Here is a 21000-nt window from a genome sequence, read left to right on the forward strand (position 1 = left end):
AATTTGTTATAGATTAACTCGGGTGACAACACCGTGGAGCTTATCCGCAGGAAGCCTGTAAAACTGCACGAACGATGGGGTTACTTTTCTGATAAGGGAATAAAATTTCCATATGGGGTTGTCGGTCATGATGTCCTCCACTCCGTAGAAAACAACCGCTTCGTTTATCCCTGCATTTTTGAATATTTTATCGATATCGACACCGGATACCATATAGCCCATGCGCACGTCGAATACGCGCAATCCGTCGGAAAGGTCTTCCTTGAACTGCCAGCTTATTCCGAACGGCTCATCCGTGACGTTTACGGATATAAAGATGTTGTCTTTGTAAATTATGTTATTGATGAATATGGTCTTTGCTATATACGGAGGGATAAAGTTAACGTCCCTGATAAAGAAAAGCCCGGTACCGTCCAGCTTTGAGGAATTGAGGTATTTTACTTCATACTGTTTTAAGAAGTCCTCTATCCGCACAGGCTTGATGGCTCTGTACATCCTTTTTCCGCCCTTCGTGTATACAACTATCACAATAAACGGAACCGACGCTATCAGAAGCGACCAGAAACCGCCGTGGGGAATTTTCAGCATGTTTGAAGAGAGGAACAGTATGTCGATAACAGTTACGAAAACAGCAACGTAACATTTAATATAATCTTTTCTTATAAAGAAGATGCAGGAAATGATTATGCCTGTTATGGTCATAGAGCCTGTAACGGCGAGACCGTATGCCGCTGCCATGTGTTCAGAGTTCTGGAAAACGAACATAGCTATGAGAACGCAAAACAGCAGAAACCAGTTTACCGTGGGAATATATATCTGCGAACGCATTTCGTCGGAGGTGTAGTCCACTTTTAAAAGAGGGAGAATACGTGTTGTAATAGCCTGATACATAACGGAGAACATTCCGCTTATCATTGCCTGTGATGCTATTATGGTCGCCATAACGGAAAGCAGCAGGAAAGGAATGTAAAAAACAGGTGCCTGACTGTATACCATTTCAAACAGGATGTTCTTGGCATCCGTGTGCTCCAGAAGGAATGAAGCCTGCCCCATGTAGCAGAATACCAGCACGAAAAAGACCATCGACCATGCTCTTATTATGGGTGCTCTGCCGAAATGTCCCATGTCTGCATAAAGCGCCTCGCCGCCTGTTGCGCAGAGTATCACCTCTGACAGAACGAAAAAGCCCACGACACCGTGGGTGCCTACAAATTCAACAGCATAGAACGGGTTAACCGCAAGAAGAATCTCCGGATGGCGTGAAAGTGACGCTATGCCTGTGATCAGCAGTACGGAGAACCATACCAGCATCACAGGACCGAAGAACACGGCAACCTTTTCCGTTCCCTTGCTCTGCACGGAGAAAAGACCTATGGCTATCAAGGCGGCTATAAATATCAGAAGTCCCTGGGAAACACCTGAAAAAGCCGGCAACTGCCGCAGACCTTCCACAGCGGAAAGGATACTGATTGCCGGAGTTATAACACCGTCGCCGACGAGAAGAGAAACCCCTATATATGTGAGAAGGGTGAAAAAAGCAGTTTTACGACCTGATTTAAGAAGAGGAGTGAGTATTTCCATAAGAACGATGGTGCCGCCTTCCCCGCGTTTGCTGAGGCTCATGGACAGCCATGCGTATTCCACAGTAACCAGAAGGAACATCGTCCAGAAAATGAGCGATACAACGCCCATGATATTAACTTTTGTGGGTTCGAGAAGCAGAAAGATAACCGTCAGAGTATATATCGGGCTGGTACCGATATCACCGAATACGAGACCCAAAGATTTAACTATCTTTGCCCAGTCCGTACGTGTCAGCATTAAATGACGTATCCTGTTTTTAAAATTAGAAACATTTGCAGAAAATACGCCAGTTTCACCAGTGTGTCAATTATGATTTTTGTAACCTCGTGGGGAAGGTTATCACGGTGGTCAGTCCATTTGCGTTTTCAAACGTCAGTTTTCCGTAAAGCTGCTCGGTGAGACTGTGTATCAGCATCATGCCAAGACTGTCCTTCTCCTTGGCATTTTCGTCAAGTCCTTTGCCGTTGTCGCTGACTGTGAGTATGGCGTTTCCTCTGTCCTCTTTCAGACTGATGCGGATAGCCGGGAATTCAGTTTCCGCGAAGGCGTGTTTAATGCTGTTTGTCACCAGTTCGTTGATCAGCAGCCCGCAGGTGATGGTTGACGATATAGGAAGGTCAAGTTTGTCTATATCCGTATCAAATTTTATCATGCTGCCCGTATGGGTGAATGTTACTGAATAATAGTCAATCAGTTTAGCAAAATAGTCAGCCATATCAACGGTTGACAGATCCTCTGATTTATATAGGCAGTCGTGCATAAGCGCCATGGACATAACCCGTGACTGCGCGTTTTTAAGGATATCCTCCACAGACTGACCTGAGGAATCTGCCGTGTCCGCCTGTAAAGACAGGATACCGGAAACTATCTGGAGGTTGTTTTTTACCCTGTGGTGCAGTTCGCTTAATAGAATATCTTTTTCCTGCAATGCCTTGGCAATGGCTGTGTCTTTGGCTATTCTTTCCGTTATATCGAAGAAAGAAACCACTGCGCCTGTGGCTTTGCCGTCAAGAACTATTGGCGATGCAAACATTTCACCGAAAAATTCGGTTCCGTCTTTCCTAACAAAGGTTTCGACACAGTTGAGAGGTTTTAGCGTGCCAATTGCTTTCAAGATTATGCAGTCCGGTGATTCCACAGGCATCCCCTGTTCGTCCCTTTTGTGGGTCAGCAGGATATGGTTTTTGCCCACCAGCTCTTCTGATGTGTATTTAAGTGTTTTACTTAGCGCATTATTTATAAAGGTTATGCTGCCCAGCCTGTCCACACCGAAAATGCTCTCCGATGCGGATTGAAGAATGGATTCGCTGCGGCTCATGGCGGCGTTAAGCACCTCTTCGCGCTCATTGGCTCGGGTAAGCATTCTGACAATATTCAAATATCCTATTCTGAACAGGATAAGTATCAGAACATAAAGGATTATATGCCCGACGTAAGCAGACTTTTCAATATCCTTTTCGCCATCTATAATGTCGGTGATGTTTGTTACAACGCTGATTGCGCCGCGGATATCGCCGACTTTGTAACCCTGAAAAGCATGACATTTCAGGCATGGTTTCTCTATGAAAAACGGTGCCATTAATTTGAATTCATATTTTGCACTGCTTTTTTCCATAATATAGTAATCTTTTCCTGTTTTAAGCACCTTTTCGAGCGCTTCAACCTCCCAACCGTCCGGTACGTTAACAGGATTCAGCAGTTTGTCGCTGACCAGACGTGTACGCACAAGATTTGCATTTTTGTTGAATTCGTACATTTGGCGGACCATATAAGCCGGGTTAATCAGGGTGAGCGTCCGTCCGTCGGGAAGTTTTATGTCGCGGTCTTTTATATGCGAAAGGTACGGGTTAGGAATTGTGGTGGATGTAAAGGTGTAAACTCCGCCGTGTTTTGATGCCCACCTGCGGAACATTTTGTCTTTTTCAAGTGCCATGCGCCCCTGGGCAAGGGCTGTTATCAGGGTGTTTTTTTTCGCCGTGCTTATAGTCCAGATAAGTGATCCGCCAACAGCGGCTGTCCACATAAAAATGAGCACTACGAAGTAGTTCTGGATCAGTCTGATACTGTTCGGCTGTTTCATTTTTCACCTTTGGTAATTATAACAGTTTTTTTAAGTGTCAGCATGTAAATTTTACAACATAGACTTGTCGTTTCCGTTAATATGCTGCATAATACTGTATAGTATTAAACAGGTGAGGTTATGAACGTGCAGGAGATGACTGTTCTTTATGTCGAAGATGAAGCTATAACCCGCATGTACTTTGCCAGAATGCTGTCCAAAAGAGTGAAAGAGGTCGTTCTTGCGAAGGACGGTCAGGATGGTCTGGACAAAGTAAATGAGTCTGCGCCTGATATCATCATAACAGACATAAACATGCCTGTTATGGACGGAAGGGAGATGGTCCGCCGCCTGCGCGAAAAAGGTTGCGAAACACCTATAATAGCCCTTACGGCATATGAATATACAAAGGATGAACTGCGGGTTGACGACGTCATCCGCAAGCCTGTAAATCTCGAAAGGCTGATGTCCAGCATCTCCAGTTTATACGCAAGTTAAGGTTTAATACCATTCATCATATTCAGAGGGCGCCTTATGCGCCCTTTTTTCCGTTTTAAACGCCGGTCTTAACAATCTTTACTTCAACTTTAAATCATTAACACCATTCTGACAAAATTACAGTTATAACTTTATTAAGCAATATTGGTATTGACGTTTTTTAACCTTAAAAGGAGGAACAATGTTACGAATGGCTAAGTTCATTACGGCATTTGCGCTGACGGCTCTCATAACGCTCTTCGCGTCGTCCGCAATGGCCGCACAGGAAAAACCTGTTAACCCCAAGACCTGCTATGAATGCCACGATGTAGTTAAGGAACTGCACGCCGGCGGCAAGCACAAGAACGTTAACTGCGTTAACTGCCACTCAGGTCTGAAGGAACACCTTGCCGATTCTTCAAAACGTCCCGCGGTTGATACATCATGGGAAGCCTGCGGAAAATGTCACAAAAATCAGCACGACTCTTTCCTTCAGGTGAGCAAACACCGTCCCGCAAGAGACGAGAAATCGCAGCTCACAAACAGAGCACCCAATCCTTATTGGGACAAACTGATGATGGGACACGGTTTCACAAAGGAACACGGACTCACCAGAAGCCACCCCTTTATGCTTCTTGACCAGATCGTTGTTGACAGAGCTTTCGGCGGCAGATTCCAGCCCAAAAACGGCTGGGAATATGTTAACGACAAACCCGGCAAACTTTGGGACACCATTGTTGACAAAGAGCCTTCCACTGACGACCAGAAGGTCTTCATGAGACAGACTGCGACAGCGGTCAACCCTGTTTGCTTACAGTGTAAAACTCAGGACCACATCCTTGACTGGGCATACATGGGCGACCCCAACGTTGGTGCGCCTTTCTCAAGAAAGAGCAAACCCGTCGCTATGATACAGACCAAAAAGATTCAGCACGGACTCAACTGCTTCTACTGCCACGACCCCCACGCAGCTAAGCCCAGAGTCGTAAGAGACGCCCTTATCGACGCCCTTACAAGACCCGAAGCTGACACCCTTTGGCACAAAGACCCCAACCATACAAAATTCAAAGTGTATGAAATGGGTATGAGAGGCTATACAAGAAAGATAGCTATCCTTGAAAAATATGACTCAAGACTTCAGTGCGGTCAGTGCCACGTTGAGTACAACTGCAACCCCGGCACAGACTCAAAAACAGGTAAACCCGTTACGTTCGACGACCCCAGAACAAACCACTTCCCTTACAAAGACGTTCTGGATCTGTACGAGCATTATGAAAACCAGATACATTTCTACGACTTTAAACACGCTCTCACAGGCGGCTACCTGTGGAAAGCACAGCACCCCGAATCTGAGACACATTACAACTCGGTTCACGCGAAAGCGGGTGTAGGATGCGACACTTGCCACATGGAAAAAGTTAAAGGCAAAGACGGAAAGATGTATACATCACACTATGCTGTCACTCCTAAAGATCACATCAAATCATCATGTCTGACAGGCGGATGCCACAAAGGATGGACAGAGAAGGATGCTGTTTACGCAATCGATTCTGTTAAAGCCTACACCAAAGGCAAGATGAGAAAAGCTGAGTTCTGGATAGACAGACTTATCGACAAGATAGTCGAGGGCAAAAAGGCAGGTCTTGACCCCGCTGTTATAAAACAGGCTCAGGATCAGCATCTTAAAGCTCATATCCTTTGGGAATACTGGACGGCTGAGAACTCAGACGGTTTCCACAACCCCGAACTTGCAAGAGAATCGCTCACAAAATCTATGGACGAGTCTCAGAAAGGTATAAAAATCATCGACGATGCTATCGCGGCAAAAGCAGCTCCCGCTGCAGCGGCTGCGAAGTAACAGACATTAAACCTTTGCGGGGGACTGAAATGTCCCCCGTTTTTTCAGATTATTTGTTATTCTTACTTTGAGGTGTATCCGTGCTTAAAAAAATACTCGATTTCTGGGCTTCCGTTAAGCTCGCGATGTTTCTCTTTATCATGATAGCTTTAAGCTCTTCTCTGGGTACTTTTATCCAGCAGAATGATTCCGGTTCAAAAGCTGTTTTCTGGCTTTCGGACAAGCTGGGAATGAGCCACGAGCAGATGTATACATGGCTGGTTAAAACAGGGCTGGCGGATATGTATTCATCATGGTGGTTCATTGCGCTTCTGGTGCTTTTCGGTGTAAACCTGACCGTCTGCACTTTCTACAGACTGTCTCACGTTTACAGACAGCTTAAAACACCTGTCGCGATAAACAGAAATATTTTCGGTGAAAACTCCTTATCCTTCGAAACGGAAGGGGATGCCGAATCAAAGGTTAAAGATTTCCTCCGAGGCTACAGCGTTGTTGAGGAGAAGGACGGCGACACAGCTTATTTCGCCGCGGAAAAAGGACGTTTCGCAAGAAGCGGAGTTTACATTACACACCTTGGTATTATGGTCATCCTGATAGCAGCACTCGTAGGCGTTACTGTGGGATTTAAAGGCAATCTCGGTGTTGTTGAGGGGCAGAGCGACGATACTGTTATATTTCTGGACAAGACCACTAAAAAACTACCCTTCTCTGTGCGTCTGGACAACTTCGATGTGAAATATTACGAAAACTCGGTGAAACCTGAGCTTTACCGCTCCGATATAGCCATCGTTGAAAACGGAAAGGAGATATCGAAAGAGGTGATGGTAAACTCGCCCATCGAATACAAAGGCTATCGTATATTTCAGACAAATCACGGATTTTATCCGAACAGAGACCTTGCTTTTATCATTAATACCGGAAAAGAGGGTAATCTTAAAAAGATCGCTGTTCAGTTCGGTCAGAAATTTTCCATTCCGGGAACGGAAATCTCGGCAGAGGTGACTGACTTCGCGCCTTCTCTTGGTCAGGACAGTAAGGGCGAACTGGTTAACTTCAATACTCTTATGATGAACCCTGCCGTAAAGGTCGAAGCGTTTGATGAGAAAGACGTATCTCTCGGATATAAATGGGTATTCCAGAACTATCCAGAATCAGGTCAGGCTGGCGATATGAAGATTGAGTTTGTGGATGTTATAGGCGCGCAGTATTCAGTTTTCTCCGTAACTTATGATCCGGCTGACTACCTTGTATATATAGGATTTTTCATTCTCGGTCTTGGCGTTGTTATAGCTTTCTATTTCCGCCACGAGCGCATCTGGGTTCGCATCACTGATAACGGCGGTGTTAAAGAGATTTCCGCTGCTGCGGACAGAAGCAAGTTCAGGTCGGCAATTCCCGAACTGCTTGAAAAACTTAAACAATCGGTAACAAAAGAGGGCTAATATGAACAGCTCCGTTTTATTCGGTATCTCAAGTATCACATATATGGTCACAATGGCGGTTTACGTCGCATATCTTATTATGAAAAAGGAGATAATCGGCAAGGTTGCGTCATGGATGGTCATTTTCGGTTTCGTCTGCCACACCATAGCGTTCTTTCTGCGCTGGGTAGAGTTCGCAGATACATACAAACTCGGATTTTTCCACTCGATTCCGGTGACAAATCTATACGAATCACTGCTTTTCTTTGCGTGGTGCGTGGTGGCGGGCAATATCTGGATAGAGAGAAGATACAAAACAAAATTCATGGGTGCATTCCTTACGGCTATTGCCGGAATGGCGGTGGCTTTCGTTGATACCGTCGGTGCTGCAAAGGGTATACAGCCGCTTGTACCAGCTCTCAAGAGCAACTGGCTGCTGGCGCACGCAACAATGAGCTTCATAGCCTATGCGGCTTTTTCGATGTCTTTCGTTGCGGCGGTTCTGCATCTGGCATCACTCAGGCTCCCCCGCAGAAGCGGCGTTTATATCTTCTGGACGGTTGCGCTCGGAACTTTTGTTTTCGTCACCCTTTTTGTGGTCGGCGACTTCGCTGCGGCACTCTCCGCAAAGGCTGTTGAGGGTGCGTACAAACCCCTCTATTTTACGTTTAAAAAGATGGGTGCAGGCGGCTTTGCAGTTCTGTTCCTCGTTTATGCAGTTGTTTGTACCGTTTTTTGGTTTTCGGGCGGAAAACTTGCGTGTCTGATGGACAGATTTTCCATAGACAGCAAGGCAATGGAAGAGCTTACCTATAAAATGATATCCGTTGGCTTCCCTATCTTCACCGTGGGCGGGCTGATATTCGGCGCTGTCTGGGCGGACAAGGCATGGGGTCGCTACTGGTCATGGGATCCGAAAGAGACGTGGGCGCTCATAACGTGGCTGATATACGCTTTTTATCTCCACGCCAGATATGTTAAGGACTGGACAGGGGCGAAGGCTTCTGCGGTTGCCGTTGCGGGCTTTGTCTGTACGATATTCACCTATATCGGCGTGAACCTGCTGATATCCGGTCTGCACTCATACGGAGCGCTGTAGTCGGCGGTTATATGCTTCGCATCACGGCGTCAGGTCTTTAATTCCTCTGGTCATGTACTTCGGTGTACACTCCCCTGCGGAATTTATGACCTTCTTTATTTAAATGTTATTGTGTTCGAAAATTAGCTTAAATGGACTCATATGATATGTTAATCAAAAGAGGGGAGCATCACGCTCCCCTTGCTTATCTTGTGATATGTACGTCCATCTGCGGGAAGGGGATGGCGATTTTATTTTCGTCGAATTTCAGCTTAACGCTTTCCAGCGTGTCAAAATAAACGTTCCAGTATTCCGGCGAGTTTACCCACAGCCTGTACGCAAAGTTGACGCTGTTGTCTGAAAGCTCTGAGACGGCGATGGTGGGCGCAGGGTCTTTCAGTATTCTCTCATCCGCTTCCACTATTTCCTGCAATATCTCTTTAACGCGTTTAATGTCGCTTCCGTAGCTGACACCGACGGTGAGGTCAACGCGTCTGGTTTCTTTTGATGAATAGTTGGTTATGCAGTTGCTTATTATGGTCGAATTCGGCACGATAATTGTTTTATTGTCCGGAGTTATCATCTGTGTGGTGAAAATACCTATTATCTCAACAGTTCCTGTGGTTCCGCCCGCTTCGATAAAGTCGCCTATCACAAAAGGGCGGAAAATGATTATCATCACACCTGCGGCAAAGTTTGAAAGTGAATCTTTCAGGGCGAGACCAACAGCCAGACCTGCGGTTGCAAGCACGGCGACAATGGATGTGGTTTCAATGCCAAGCTGGTTAAGGGAGGCTATAACAACGACAGCCATACCCACATAATAGATAATTCCGGAAAGGAATTTGGACAGTGTTTTGTCCATTTTTCCCTTTTCCATAAGTCTTACAGAGAATTTAGAAAGGTATCTTGCTGCGTACCGTCCTATGACAAGAATAAGTATGGCAAAAACTATCTGCCACGCGTAGGTGGTCAGATCGGGTAAAATATCACTCATTTATAAAGGCTCCTTGTTTAGTGCTGATATGCAATATTACACCTAATAAAGCTCAGTTGTATAGAATTTATTGTATTGGCAACAATTGCAGCGGTTGTGGTTGCAATTATTATCAATAAGGCTAATATATCGGTATGTTAAATGCAATAACTCAATCCTACGACAGGATAAAAAGCTACATCAAACATCTGCCGCTGTACTACTCGAACAATTTTTCGGAGATAACGGGAGCGGATATCTATTTCAAACTGGAAAACCTCCAGCGTACAGGCTCTTTCAAGATACGCGGAGCGCTCAACTGTATACTGAAAAATCAGGAAATGTGCCGCGGCGGAATCATAGCCGCATCCGCTGGAAACCACGCTCAGGGAGTTGCTTTCAGCGCAAAGACACTCGGCATCAGGGCTGTAATCGTAATGCCTGAGTTCACGCCGATGGTGAAAGTTGCGAGCACCCAGAGCCACGGAGCAGAGGTCATTCTTTACGGTCAGTCATTTGAAGACGCGTACAAACATGCCGTACAGGTCGGCAAAGAGCGCGGACTTCATTTCATCCACCCGTTCGACGACCATGACGTGATAGCCGGGCAGGGCACCATCGCATACGAGATATTGTCTGAAAAACCCGATATTGACCAGATAGTTGTGCCGGTCGGAGGAGGGGGGCTGATTTCAGGTATCGCGGAATATGTTAAAGAGTTCAACCCCAAAATAAAAATTATAGGTGTTCAGGCTGAAGAGGCGGCGGGCATGGTAAGCAGCCTTTCCGAAGGCAGGGTTGTGAGTCTTTCAAGCTCTGCAACCTTTGCAGAGGGGATCGCGGTTAAAAAGGTCGGCGATCTGACTTTCCAGTCCTGTAAAAACTGTGTGGACGAGCTTGTCACTGTTTCCGAAAGCGAAATAGCTCTTGCGGTGCTGGAATATATAGAACGTGCAAAACTGGTTGTGGAGGGCGCTGGAGCCGCACCGCTGGCTGCTCTTCTGGCTGGCAAGGTTGATGTTAAAGGTAAAACCACCGTGCTTGTAGTTTCCGGCGGTAATATAGACGTTACCACCATCAGCCGTATAATCAGCCGCGGTATGACTGCGACCGGGCGTTTCATGACACTTTCAATCATTCTGCGTGACGTCCCCGGCGCGCTTACGTCCCTTTCACAGGAAATAAGCAATCTGCAGGCGAATATCCACCAGATAGCACACATCCGCAATGACCAGAAGGTGCCCCTGAACCAGAGCCGCGTCAACGTATCACTTGAAACAAGAGGACAGGAGCATATAGACAGAATAATGGCGAGACTCAGCTCACTTTACGAGGTTGAACGCATCGTATGATATACAGCGTCAGACATATCCTCGTGTCAACTGTCAGGGAGTCATTCTTCATACTCGTGACACTGTTCAGGATTCTTATTCCTATGATAATCCTGATAAAGGTACTGGATATGCTCGGGCTGGTGAGTCTGCTTGGGAGGATACTGGCTCCGCTTATGGTGATGACGGGTCTGCCCGGCGAGATGGGTCTTGCATGGGCATCCGCTCTGTTGACAAATATTTACGGCGGCATCATAGTTTTCGTATCACTCGCCGGGAAAACGGAGGTTACCGCAGCACAAGCAACGGTGCTTGCCTCCATGATGCTTATGGCGCACGCCATACCTGTTGAGGTGCAGATTGCCAAAAAGGCGGGAACGCGTTTTGCCGCCATGGCTGCGTTCCGCATAGGGTGTGCTCTTATTTACGGTATAATACTTAACCTCATATACAGTTACGGTGGGTGGCTGCAGGAGCCTGCCAGGATACTTCTGAAACCCTCCCCCGTTGATGCAACCATCATGGGCTGGGCGCTGGGCGAGGTGCAGAATCTGGCATATATCGCCTGTATAGTGACCGCTCTCGTTTTCATGATGAAGATACTGAAGGTCATCGGTGTGATAAACCTGATAGATTCCGCCTGCGAACCCCTTATGAAGCTCATGGGCATAGGTAAAGAGGCGGCGTATCTCACAATGGTGGGATTCACGCTGGGGCTGACATACGGCGGCGGGCTCATTATAAACGAGGCGCGTTCCGGTGTCATCACCCACAGAGATGTATTTTTCAGCCTCGCCTTTATGGGAATCTGCCACTCTATGATTGAGGACACCCTGCTTATGGTGGCGATAGGCGGACATCTCTCAGGCGTACTCTGGCTGCGCACGATATTCTCGATCCTTTTTACGGCACTTGCGGTGCGCATAAGCGCAAAACTTTCCGACGTCCATTTTTACCGCTTCCTTTTTCTGAACCAAAAAGGTTAGAATCTATCTTATTCTCAATATGTTCCCAATATAAATGCGAGGCGCAGATGAAAAGACTGTTATTTCTGTTTCTTTTAATCACATCAGTATTTTCTGTAAACGCCGCAACGCTGGTGAAAGCGAAAGCGGACATGACGGCAAAGGTCATTTCGGGCACTGTGGACGGAAAACCGTTTACAACCCAAATGAGGGATTTCGGCGGAACCTTCGTTCTTTACGACGACTGGTTCGGCGAACCGACAGATACGGGCTATGTTCTGGAACTGACTTTGCCGGAGGGTTACACAGCGATCGCCGAGAGCGACAGAGCCGAAAAGACGAAATACGGCTATAAATTTACACTGAAGCACGCAAATCACGGCATGGTTCTGGGCATCTCCGACAAATGGCAGATGCGCACGGAGAAATACAACGGCGTTGAGATCGCTGTTTACTTCTCAAAGGAGAATATGCAGTATGCCGATGCGTATTTCGACAGAATAAAGGAACTTATGAACATGTATGCAGATATGTTCGGAAAGTATCCCTACGGAAGGTTTGCAGTTGCCGACGTGCCATATCCGGTGGGACACGCTCTGGTGTCGCTTACCTTTATTTCGGAAAAAATAATTTCCATGCCTTTTCTGACACGCACTTCCCTCGGACATGAGCTTCTGCACCAGTGGCTCGGAGTCGCCGTTGATACGGACAGGGGCGGAAACTGGGCTGAGGGGCTTACCACCTATCTTGCGGATCACCTTTATGAAAAGCAGGAGGGAAAGGGTGCCGATTATCGTAAGGCGGCAGTTATAAACATCATGCAGAACGCCAGACAGAAAGAGGAGGGAGCAAATCTCCTCGGATTCAGCTATAACAGCGGAAAAGCGTCTCAGGCAGTTGGATATTCCAAAGGTCTGATGGTCTTTTCCATGCTTGAGGAGACCATTGGCTCAAAAGATTTCGGCAAAGGGCTGAAACTGATCTACAACAGATATAAGTTTAATAAAGCAGGATGGAACGAAATCCAGAAATGCTTCGAGGACGCATCCGGCAGGAAGCTGGACAAATTTTTTAACGGTTGGCTGACAGAAAATTACATAGCTGAGTTTGATGTTGACAAAGCGGGTTACAAAGCGGTTATGGATGGTTACGAGACATCGTTCGTAATAAAAAACCGCCTCGAAAACCTTAACTATCCATTGGAAGTTGTTGTCAAAACAGAGAAAGGCAATATAGTTGGCACGCAGTTCATCGATGCAAAAGACAAAGAAATCGTGATAAAGACCAAAGAACGTCCGTGTGACCTCATTATTGACCCGCAGTATAAAACAGCGCGTATGCTCGACCGTTCAGAGGTTTATCCGGTTTTTTATGCACTATGGAGCAAATATCCCAAGGCGGTATTTGTGAGTGAGAAAAATAAAACAAAATATGAAAGCGTTTTGAAGGCGATAGATAATGCCGAGGTTTACAGTGATGATGTAAATCCATATCAGTATAACGATAAAATCCTAGTATTTCTGGACAGGGATAACGCCGCTTATAAAAAGTATTTCGGAGTGAACGCCCCTGTGGTCAGATCTGATTTTGAAATAATTTCATCAATGCACCCGTTATATACCGACAGAATGACTTATGTTATACATGCCGCGGATGCCGCCGCCGCCTCAAAGAATATTTCACGGGCAAATCATTACGGTAAATACACCGCCCTGTCCCTTGAAAACGGCAGGCTGACGCCGAAACAGGCGGAAGCAGCACAGGGCAACAGATTCATCCTCTACGATGCAAAACAGGGGGAGCGCGTGCAGTCAGCTATCGACATTAAAACGATAATAGATGAAAATCCTTATGCCAAAGTATATTACGTTGGCGAGACACATACTTCATACGCTCATCATGAGAACCAGCTTGAGTTTATACGCAGGCTGACTGAAAGCGGTAAAAAAGTGGCAATCGGGCTGGAAATGGTGCAAAAACCTTACCAGCATGTGCTTGACGATTATGCAGCCGGTAAAATTTCCGAAAAAGAGATGCTTGTCAGAACTGAATATTATAAACGATGGAAGTTCGACTACAGGATGTATACGCCTATCTTCCGCTATGCGCGGGAAAACGGTATTCCGCTGGTGGCTCTGAACACCCCGCAGGAGATAACCAGAAAAGTGGCCGCGGGGGGCATTAAATCCCTTGACGCTGAGGATATTAAACAGTTACCGGACAGTATCGAGTATACTGACGGGGCTTACAGGGAGAACCTGACCACCATCTTTTCGATGCACCCTATGGGCAAGGATTTTGAGAATTTCTATGAAGCTCAGATACTCTGGGACGAAACTATGGCGGACAGCGCCGACAGATATATGAAGGCGAATCCCGAAAGGCTGATGGTGATTCTGGCCGGCAACGGACACATCCGCTACAGAACTGCCATACCGGAAAGGCTGTTCCGCAGAAATCTGCTGAACTACGTTGCGGTCGTTCAGGATGAAGAAAACAGACCGGGAATAGCCGACTATGTTCTTTATCCTGCGGAAGCCGAATACGACTCTTCGCCCCTTTTGGGTGTGGGGATAGACGAAAAGGACGGTAATCTGAAGGTTGCTGACGTTTCCGACAAATCTGCGGCACAGGCAGCGGGAGTGCAGAAAGACGACGTTCTTGCGGCTTTCAACGGTGTTGTGCTGAAAGACCTACCCACACTTAAACTTGAGCTGCTCTATGCCGAAAAGGGCAAAGACTACGACCTTAAAGTTATGAGAAAGGACAAGGAAGAGGTTCTGAAAATAAGATTCTGACAAAGATAAAATGAGTTCGCGCCGCGAAGGCAATTAAGTCTCTGCGAGCGTAACGCGGCATTCTCATTATATTTACCGGAGGGGGTCAGCGCCCCCTCTTTTTTTTGCTGTCAGCGTGTTTGGGTTTAAACTGTTTCTCCGCAGGTGCGATAAGCTCTTTCTGGGCTTTGCGTTTCTGAGGATCTTTTTCAACGAAAATATCTTTACCCGTAAAAGGGTCTTTTCCTGTATAATACATCAAGGCGGAATATGTGGAAGGAAGGGGCGTAAATATTTGCACCTGTTCGGGTTTTATACGCAGTTCCTTTGAGGTGAAACGTTTCAGGTCTTCCATATCTTTAGTTGTGCAGCCTGGATGCGCCGCTATCAGGTAATATGTGAGGAAGTTTTTTCTGACCTTATTTCGCTTCTGAAACTCGGCGACGAATTTTTTAAGCACTTCTGCCGAAGGTTTTCCCATAAGTTCCAGAATCTTATCCTGCGTATGCTCCGGTGCTATCTTCATCTGTCCGCCGACGTGGAAATTAACCAGATTGTCCAGATACTGCCCTCCGAACTGTCTGTCGTCCATTATTATGTCATAGCGTATCCCTGATGCGACAAAAACCCTTTTAACCCCGTGCATATTGCGGACAGCGCTCAGAAGACTGTTAATCTTTCTGTGGTCTGCGGGCATCTGCGGGCATTTTTGCGGGTAGAGGCAGCGTTTGTTGTCACATCTGCCGTGGTCTTTCTTTTTGCGGCATTCCATGCCGAACATATTTGCCGTTGGACCGCCTATGTCGTTTATGAAACCGTTGAAGTTTTCCGCCTCAATGAAGCGTTTGACCTCTTTTATAACGGAAGCCTCAGTGCGTTCGGCGATTGTGGTTCCCTGATGCACAGCGATGGCGCAGAAATTACATTCCCCGTAGCAGCCGCGGTGGGTAGTCACGGAGTTTCTGATTGTGTCCATTGCCGGGACGTGCCCATGCTTTGCGTAGTGCGGGTGCACCCTGTATGTATAAGGCAGCTCGTAATAGCTGTTCATTTCAACGCGAGAAGGTGTTTCCGACGGCGGATTCTGTACCAGACAGCGGGTATCAACCTTCTGCGCCAGACCTTTTGCAGTGATGGGGTCATTGTTCTTATAAAAGGTGTGGAACATCCGTGTGAAGGTGTCTTTGTTTGCTGTACATTCATCGTGAGCCGGCAGTTCTATGTAATTTTGGGGAATTTCTTTAGAGATATAGCACAGACCCCTTATTCCTGAGACGTCTGTTCCGTTCTTAAAAGCCTCCGCAAGGGCAAGAATGGTCTTTTCACCCATTCCGTAAACCAGAAAATCGGCTTTTGCATCGAAAAGTATTGATTTGCGCAGGTTATCCGACCAGAAATCATAATGGGTTACTCTGCGCAGGCTTGCTTCTATCCCTCCCAGAACTATCGGCACCGTGTTTTTGAAGTGTCTGCGTATGAGGTTAGTATAGGCAAGTACAGCTCTGTCGGGACGTTTCGTGTTCACGCCTCCGGGGGTGAAGTCGTCGGTTCTGCGTTTTTTCTTAGAAGCAGTATAGTTTGCCACCATTGAATCGACACAGCCGGAGGATACTCCCCAGAAAAGTTTCGGCTCGCCAAGAGAAGCTATTTCAGAGGTATTTATGTCCGGCTGGGCAATGATAGCCGTGCGGAATCCTGCCGCAGTCAGCAGTCTGCCTATGATTGCTGTGCCGTTGTACGGGCTGTCAATGTAGGTATCGCCAGAAACGAGTATTATGTCGGGTCTGTCCCAGCCGAGCTTTGATATCTCTTCGGCTGTTACAGGTATAAAGGTATTATTGACCATCATTTTGTTTGAAAAGACCGGAAATGAGCTCTTTATAACGTTTTTCAATGAAATGCCTGCGTTTTTTCAGAGTATTTGTAAGCTCCTCGCCCTGTTTAAACTCCTGTTCAAGAAAAGACAGGTTATGGAGTTTCTCATGGGTTTTGAAGCCTTTTTTGTTGCTAAGGAGCTTGTTTATCTCCCTTTTGACGTGGTCCACCACGGGTTTTGAGTTCATATCGAAATCCGTGCGGATATGTTCCAGTTTGGATGTCATGTAATCCCGCAGCTTATCCATGTCAGGGATAATGAGCGCTGCAAGGCTCTTCTGATCCTGCCCGACAAGCACAGCATCTTTTACGAAAGGAAGCATTGTTATGGCAGATTCTATGCGGGTAGGGTCTATGTTTTCACCGTTTGCCAGAACTATGATGTCCTTGATGCGTCCGGTGATTTTCAGTTCTCCTGTAAGCGTCAGCCTGCCAAGGTCTCCTGTGCGGAAAAAGCCGTCGGCTGTGAAGGATTTAGCGTTTTCCTCAGGCAAATTGTAGTAGCCGGAGAAGACCTGCGGACCCTTGACAACTATCTCTCCCTCCTGCCCGCGGGGAAGTTCCTTACCGGTTTCGTCGATAATTCTGAGTGTTGTTCCTTTAACCGGTTTTCCCAGGGTGCCGAATATCTGGCAGTCAAGCCCTCTGCCCGCTATAGCGGGTGCACATTCGGTCATTCCGTATGCGTTTACGATTCGAAGCCCGATGGCGTCCAGCCAGTCTTCCAGATAACCGGGGAGGCTTCCGCCGCCGCTGACAGCCAGCCTGAGTCTCCCTCCGAATTTCGCCTGAACCGCTTTGAACTTGTTCATTGCGAATATTTTCAGTGGCAGCAGCAGAATGACCTTTAAAAGGGCTTTCAGAGTGTCTTTTATCCTCTGTTTTATTGGAGTTTTTTCAAATTCCGGAAGTACACCGAGAAGATAGCGGGAATTGCGGTTGAACGAGGAGGATGCTCTTGCCAGAAAACGAAACATAAACAGTTTCAGCTTCGACTGCTTTTCCAGAGCCGCCTCAACCTTGGAATAGAGTGACTCCCACACTCTGGGTACGGAAGCAACTATTGTGGGCTTATACTGCTCCAGATCCTGCGCGAAAGTCTTCACGCCTGAATATACAGTACAGCAGCCGTTCATGACGGAGATAAGTTCAGCCGCCCTCTCAAAGATGTGCCATGTCGGGAGGATTGAAAGGAAGCTGTCTTTTTCTGTAAGAGCTACAATTTCAGGCATCACAAGCAGGTTGTGTATAACGTTGCCGTTGGAAAGCCCAACGCCTTTCGGGTGTCCGGTGGTGCCTGAAGTATATATTAATGTGTAGATATCTGAAATGTCAGTGGGGTCCAGGTCGCAGAAAACTTTCATCTCGTCTTCCGTGAAGGTCCGGTCAGCGAGAATTTCATTATAGGTGTGCACCTTGCCTTCGGGGTGTCCGTCAATGTCGCCTTCGATGATGAATATCTTTTTAAAATATTCGTCCATCAGCTCTGTTTTAGATGATTCATAAACCGCTTCAGTTTCAAAAACAGCAAAGTCAGCCTCCGAATGGGCTGTTATGTATTTCATCTCGTGTGGCGGAGTGTCGCTTCCTCTGGGGATGCTGATTGCTCCGAGGGAAGCAAGTGCCATGTCCGTGACTATCCACGCGTATCTGTTGTCGGAAATGAAGAGTATCTTGTCCCCTTTTCCAATCCCTTTGCGTGAGAAGCTGCGCGACAGAATGAACACGTCTTCAAGAAGTTTTTTGAATGTAACAGAAAACTCCTGACCGCCCACCCGGTATATAAAAGCTGTGTTGCTTTTGTACTTTCCGCAGGCTTCGATAAACATGCGGAAGACAGATCTTGTATGTGTATTTGCCATCAAATTGTTCCGTTTTAAAAACAATATTTTAGTTCAATCCATATGACTATGCAATATTTTATTAATAGAAGTGTATTAAAAAAGATACAGAAATAATTTTTTCAGTAAAATTACCTGCACAAAAAATGCCCAAAGCGGGTAACTGGTTTGTTTTTAATTGTTTTTTTACGTCTTTTATTTTTCTTTGAACAATTTCTCCACAAATTTGTGGATAAAAAAATGCTTGACAGGTGTAACCCTTGCTTGTCAAGTGTTTGAGGCAAGTATTTGTAAAATAAAGGATTATGTTTAAGCGTGATTAATAGTGTTTAAGACTGTTGAAAATACAGATATAATTTTCCACAAGTTATCCACAACGGAAGATTTGTTTAAATGATATTGAAAATACGGATAATACACTTTGGATTTTGTCATGGAGTTTTTAAAAAATGCGTAGATACAGTGGATACAGTTTCACTCTTTCAGGGGTTTCTAAATACGATATTGCATATGAAATAGCAGTAGAATAATACAAATAAGAGACCGTTTCGGGCATAAAGTCCCCGCGAAGACAGAAAAGAAAGCCTGTGTCTTGGCATCCCTTCCGGAGTAAGGCAGTCTCGTATTTCTTATCTGCGGGATAACTTACGTTAAATGCTCTTTATGAGATGTGCGTAGAGCGAGCGCAGCACGGATTTATTCCGTGCGCAGTGTTATTAAAAAACGACAGGAGGTCATTTTTATAAAATTTAATTAAGTCCAAACTCCGCAAGCAGTTTGTCGATATCGTCCTGAGAAGCATCTTCGACTGTTGTAGGGTCAACTTCCTGTTTCAGCTTGATAAAGCCGAGAATAGCGCCAAGTCTGCCGCCTATCTCGCGAACGGCGTTTATAACTTTGTTGAGTTTCTGTTCGGTGATATCCTGAAACTCAAGGGAATGGAGGATGTTCATTCCCATAGTGTCCGCCATGGCGGCATTGGTTTCAAGTGATTCCAGTTTTTTAAGGATAGCTGTCTGATCCTTTTTGTACATAAGGTCTTCAAGGTCTTCTATTTCGTTCAGAAACTCCTGATAATGCCCTGTCAGTCCGTCTGCTGCTTCCATAAGTCCCATTGTGGCTTCCTCGGTGGATTCTGTCACGGTTTCAAGGGACTTGACAAGGTTGGGGAGCTGTTCTTTGGATGTTATAAGGGTGGGTTCTATTTCGTCCACACGTCCTTTTGTGTCCATGATAAGGCGCAGCAGTTCGGAAACTTCTTTTTTAATTGATATTCCGAGGTCTATCTTTTCGCCGTCTATAATCTTTTTTGAAAGGGTTTTCAGCTTTTCAAAGGATTCCTGTTCGCTGACGTGTGTGGGTTCACCTGCTTTCAGATCCTGTATACTTTCAGCCTGCACCGGTTCGGAGGGGACTGATTTCAGTTCTTCGAGAAGCGAATCCACTGAATCGACCAGTTCGTCGCTTTCCGTATAGGTATCGGGAAGTCCTTTGCCGATTATCTCATCACCAATTTCCTGTTCAACGGGCTCCGGCAGTGTAAAGTCTTCGTGTTCTGCTCCGGCGACAGGCTCTTCCGTGTCGGCAGAGTCGAATCCGAACTCAGCGGCGAGGTCTTCTGGGATAACGAAATCATCTGTTTTTTCGGTTATATTTTCAGGTGTTTCAGCAGTATCTGTTGATTCTTTTGCGGCAAGTTCTTCCGCCGCCAGTTCGGCAGCCATGAGCTTTTCTATGTCGTCTTCTGAAAACTCAACCGGCGCTGTTTTGGCGGGTATATCGCAACTCTGACCTACAGGTTCAGTTACCTTTTTTTTTTTATTCAGCTCGTCTGTTTCTGCCTCGCGTTTTGCAAGTTCCTGCTGAATAAGGAAATCAAGCTCGTCCTGCTCAACATGACCTGTTGTTGACTGCATGGAGTTTTCTGACTGGTGAAGTGCGTCGTTCAGGATGTCGTCCATTGACTCCTGATCTATTTCAGGCTTTTTTTTTCCTTCAGAGTCCTCTTTTTTCTTGGAGTTAAGCTCGTCTGTTTCTGCTTCGCGTTTTGCAAGTTCCAATGCGATTAGATCGTCTATGGATGCGCTTTCGTCCGAGGGTGCAGACTGAGAACCCGTCTCTATTGCAGCCTGAGCTGAAGGTTCGTCTTTTGCTTCAAACTCTTTTTCCACAGCTTCGGCTATTTTGCTGAAATTCTCTTCCTGAGAGGGCAACGCAGTCTGTCCGGGCTGTGCGAGGAGCGATTTTTTAAGGTTGCTGTCAACAAGCGGTTTGCCGTCTGCAATCACGCTGTCGATATCCAGAAGGATGATGAGGCGGTCTGCATATTTGCATATGCCGAGGATATATTCCTGACCCACTGAACCGACGAGAGGAGGGGTGGGTTCAACCATTTTTTTGTTTATGCGGATGACTTCCGTGACTTCGTCAACGACGAAACCGATGTTTTCAGTCTCGAATTTAACGACGATGATGCGTGTTTCCTTATCAAAATCCATTTTGTCCAGAGAGAAGCGCACGCGCAGGTCTATAACCGGGATAACTTTACCGCGCAGGTTCATGACACCGAGAACGAATGCGTCGGTTCTGGGAACTGAGGTTATTTCCACAGTGCGGATTATTTCCTGAATTTTAAGGACGTCTATGGCATATTCTTCATCCCCAAGTTTAAGACCTACAAGCTGAATGACCTCAAGGTCATCAGAGTGATTGACATCCCCGTATTCAAGGTCTCTGACAGGCTGAAGATTGCTCATAT

13 protein-coding genes are annotated in these 21000 nt (G+C 46.3%); 7 read left to right on the forward strand and 6 right to left on the reverse strand.

The features are described from left to right. Window positions 1-6: 6 nt before the first annotated feature. Together Q7P67_RS09050 and Q7P67_RS09055 are read right to left on the reverse strand one after the other, a co-directional pair. Complete coding sequence (locus tag Q7P67_RS09050) at window positions 7-1821, reverse strand: KUP/HAK/KT family potassium transporter (RefSeq protein ID WP_303851640.1); 1815 nt, start codon at window positions 1819-1821, stop codon at window positions 7-9. 70 nt (window positions 1822-1891) lie between these two features. Further along, entirely contained in the window at window positions 1892-3664 is a 1773-nt protein-coding gene (locus tag Q7P67_RS09055; RefSeq protein WP_303851641.1) for a histidine kinase dimerization/phosphoacceptor domain -containing protein, read from the reverse strand. A gap of 120 nt (window positions 3665-3784) precedes the next feature. Here Q7P67_RS09055 and Q7P67_RS09060 point away from each other — a divergent pair, with 120 nt between their 5' ends. The 4 genes from Q7P67_RS09060 to ccsB all read left to right on the forward strand — a co-directional run bounded on the left by Q7P67_RS09060 (window position 3785) and on the right by ccsB (window position 8498). After that, window positions 3785-4141, forward strand: a complete 357-nt coding sequence (locus Q7P67_RS09060; protein WP_303851642.1) for a response regulator — start codon at window positions 3785-3787, stop codon at window positions 4139-4141. A gap of 190 nt (window positions 4142-4331) precedes the next feature. Continuing rightward, window positions 4332-5978, forward strand: a complete 1647-nt coding sequence (locus Q7P67_RS09065; protein WP_303851643.1) for an ammonia-forming cytochrome c nitrite reductase subunit c552 — start codon at window positions 4332-4334, stop codon at window positions 5976-5978. A gap of 80 nt (window positions 5979-6058) precedes the next feature. Continuing rightward, window positions 6059-7420 carry a cytochrome c biogenesis protein ResB gene (locus Q7P67_RS09070; protein ID WP_303851644.1) on the forward strand — a complete coding sequence of 454 codons (1362 nt, stop codon included), beginning with the start codon at window positions 6059-6061 and terminating at the stop codon, window positions 7418-7420. A 1-nt stretch (window position 7421) separates the two neighbouring features. Next, window positions 7422-8498 (forward strand): c-type cytochrome biogenesis protein CcsB, encoded by a 1077-nt coding sequence (gene ccsB / locus Q7P67_RS09075; RefSeq protein ID WP_303851645.1) that lies wholly within the window; start codon window positions 7422-7424, stop codon window positions 8496-8498. A gap of 184 nt (window positions 8499-8682) precedes the next feature. Here ccsB and Q7P67_RS09080 read toward each other — a convergent pair whose 3' ends face one another. Further along, window positions 8683-9474 carry a mechanosensitive ion channel family protein gene (locus Q7P67_RS09080; RefSeq protein WP_303851646.1) on the reverse strand — a complete coding sequence of 264 codons (792 nt, stop codon included), beginning with the start codon at window positions 9472-9474 and terminating at the stop codon, window positions 8683-8685. Window positions 9475-9608: 134 nt separating this feature from the next. On the opposite strand from Q7P67_RS09080, the gene ilvA reads away from it, so the two are divergent. Genes ilvA through Q7P67_RS09095 form a run of 3 tightly spaced genes read left to right on the forward strand, consistent with a single transcriptional unit; the run spans window position 9609 to window position 14547 of the window. Continuing rightward, the gene (ilvA, locus tag Q7P67_RS09085; protein ID WP_303851647.1) at window positions 9609-10805 is read left to right on the forward strand and encodes a threonine ammonia-lyase; all 1197 of its coding nucleotides are present in this window, start codon (window positions 9609-9611) and stop codon (window positions 10803-10805) included. Then, window positions 10802-11770 (forward strand): hypothetical protein, encoded by a 969-nt coding sequence (locus Q7P67_RS09090; protein WP_303851648.1) that lies wholly within the window; start codon window positions 10802-10804, stop codon window positions 11768-11770. Before ilvA ends, Q7P67_RS09090 begins: the two co-directional genes overlap by 4 nt. 47 nt (window positions 11771-11817) lie before the next feature. Continuing rightward, complete coding sequence (locus Q7P67_RS09095; RefSeq protein WP_303851649.1) at window positions 11818-14547, forward strand: ChaN family lipoprotein; 2730 nt, start codon at window positions 11818-11820, stop codon at window positions 14545-14547. Window positions 14548-14632: 85 nt separating this feature from the next. Here Q7P67_RS09095 and Q7P67_RS09100 read toward each other — a convergent pair whose 3' ends face one another. The 3 genes from Q7P67_RS09100 to Q7P67_RS09110 all read right to left on the reverse strand — a co-directional run bounded on the left by Q7P67_RS09100 (window position 14633) and on the right by Q7P67_RS09110 (window position 20998). Continuing rightward, the gene (locus Q7P67_RS09100) at window positions 14633-16375 is read right to left on the reverse strand and encodes a YgiQ family radical SAM protein (protein ID WP_303851650.1); all 1743 of its coding nucleotides are present in this window, start codon (window positions 16373-16375) and stop codon (window positions 14633-14635) included. Further along, window positions 16362-18263, reverse strand: coding sequence for a long-chain fatty acid--CoA ligase (locus tag Q7P67_RS09105; RefSeq protein WP_303851651.1), 1902 nt, complete (start codon window positions 18261-18263; stop codon window positions 16362-16364). Before Q7P67_RS09105 ends, Q7P67_RS09100 begins: the two co-directional genes overlap by 14 nt. A gap of 728 nt (window positions 18264-18991) precedes the next feature. After that, on the reverse strand, window positions 18992-20998 hold the full coding sequence (locus Q7P67_RS09110; protein WP_303851652.1) for a chemotaxis protein CheW: 2007 nt from the start codon (window positions 20996-20998) through the stop codon (window positions 18992-18994). Window positions 20999-21000: the final 2 nt, after the last annotated feature.

This window comes from Seleniivibrio woodruffii, assembly GCF_029267515.1.
GTDB lineage: Bacteria > Chrysiogenota > Deferribacteres > Deferribacterales > Geovibrionaceae > Seleniivibrio > Seleniivibrio woodruffii_A.

What these genes read in the sequence shown, in the direction of transcription:
- Q7P67_RS09050 (WP_303851640.1), bottom strand. Translation starts at nt 1,821, where the DNA reads ATGCTGACACGTACGGACTGGGCAAAGATAGTTAAATCTTTGGGTCTC.
- Q7P67_RS09055 (WP_303851641.1), bottom strand. Translation starts at nt 3,664, where the DNA reads ATGAAACAGCCGAACAGTATCAGACTGATCCAGAACTACTTCGTAGTG.
- Q7P67_RS09060 (WP_303851642.1), top strand. Translation starts at nt 3,785, where the DNA reads ATGAACGTGCAGGAGATGACTGTTCTTTATGTCGAAGATGAAGCTATA.
- Q7P67_RS09065 (WP_303851643.1), top strand. Translation starts at nt 4,332, where the DNA reads ATGGCTAAGTTCATTACGGCATTTGCGCTGACGGCTCTCATAACGCTC.
- ccsB (WP_303851645.1), top strand. Translation starts at nt 7,422, where the DNA reads ATGAACAGCTCCGTTTTATTCGGTATCTCAAGTATCACATATATGGTC.
- Q7P67_RS09080 (WP_303851646.1), bottom strand. Translation starts at nt 9,474, where the DNA reads ATGAGTGATATTTTACCCGATCTGACCACCTACGCGTGGCAGATAGTT.
- ilvA (WP_303851647.1), top strand. Translation starts at nt 9,609, where the DNA reads ATGTTAAATGCAATAACTCAATCCTACGACAGGATAAAAAGCTACATC.
- Q7P67_RS09090 (WP_303851648.1), top strand. Translation starts at nt 10,802, where the DNA reads ATGATATACAGCGTCAGACATATCCTCGTGTCAACTGTCAGGGAGTCA.
- Q7P67_RS09095 (WP_303851649.1), top strand. Translation starts at nt 11,818, where the DNA reads ATGAAAAGACTGTTATTTCTGTTTCTTTTAATCACATCAGTATTTTCT.
- Q7P67_RS09100 (WP_303851650.1), bottom strand. Translation starts at nt 16,375, where the DNA reads ATGATGGTCAATAATACCTTTATACCTGTAACAGCCGAAGAGATATCA.
- Q7P67_RS09105 (WP_303851651.1), bottom strand. Translation starts at nt 18,263, where the DNA reads ATGGCAAATACACATACAAGATCTGTCTTCCGCATGTTTATCGAAGCC.
- Q7P67_RS09110 (WP_303851652.1), bottom strand. Translation starts at nt 20,998, where the DNA reads ATGAGCAATCTTCAGCCTGTCAGAGACCTTGAATACGGGGATGTCAAT.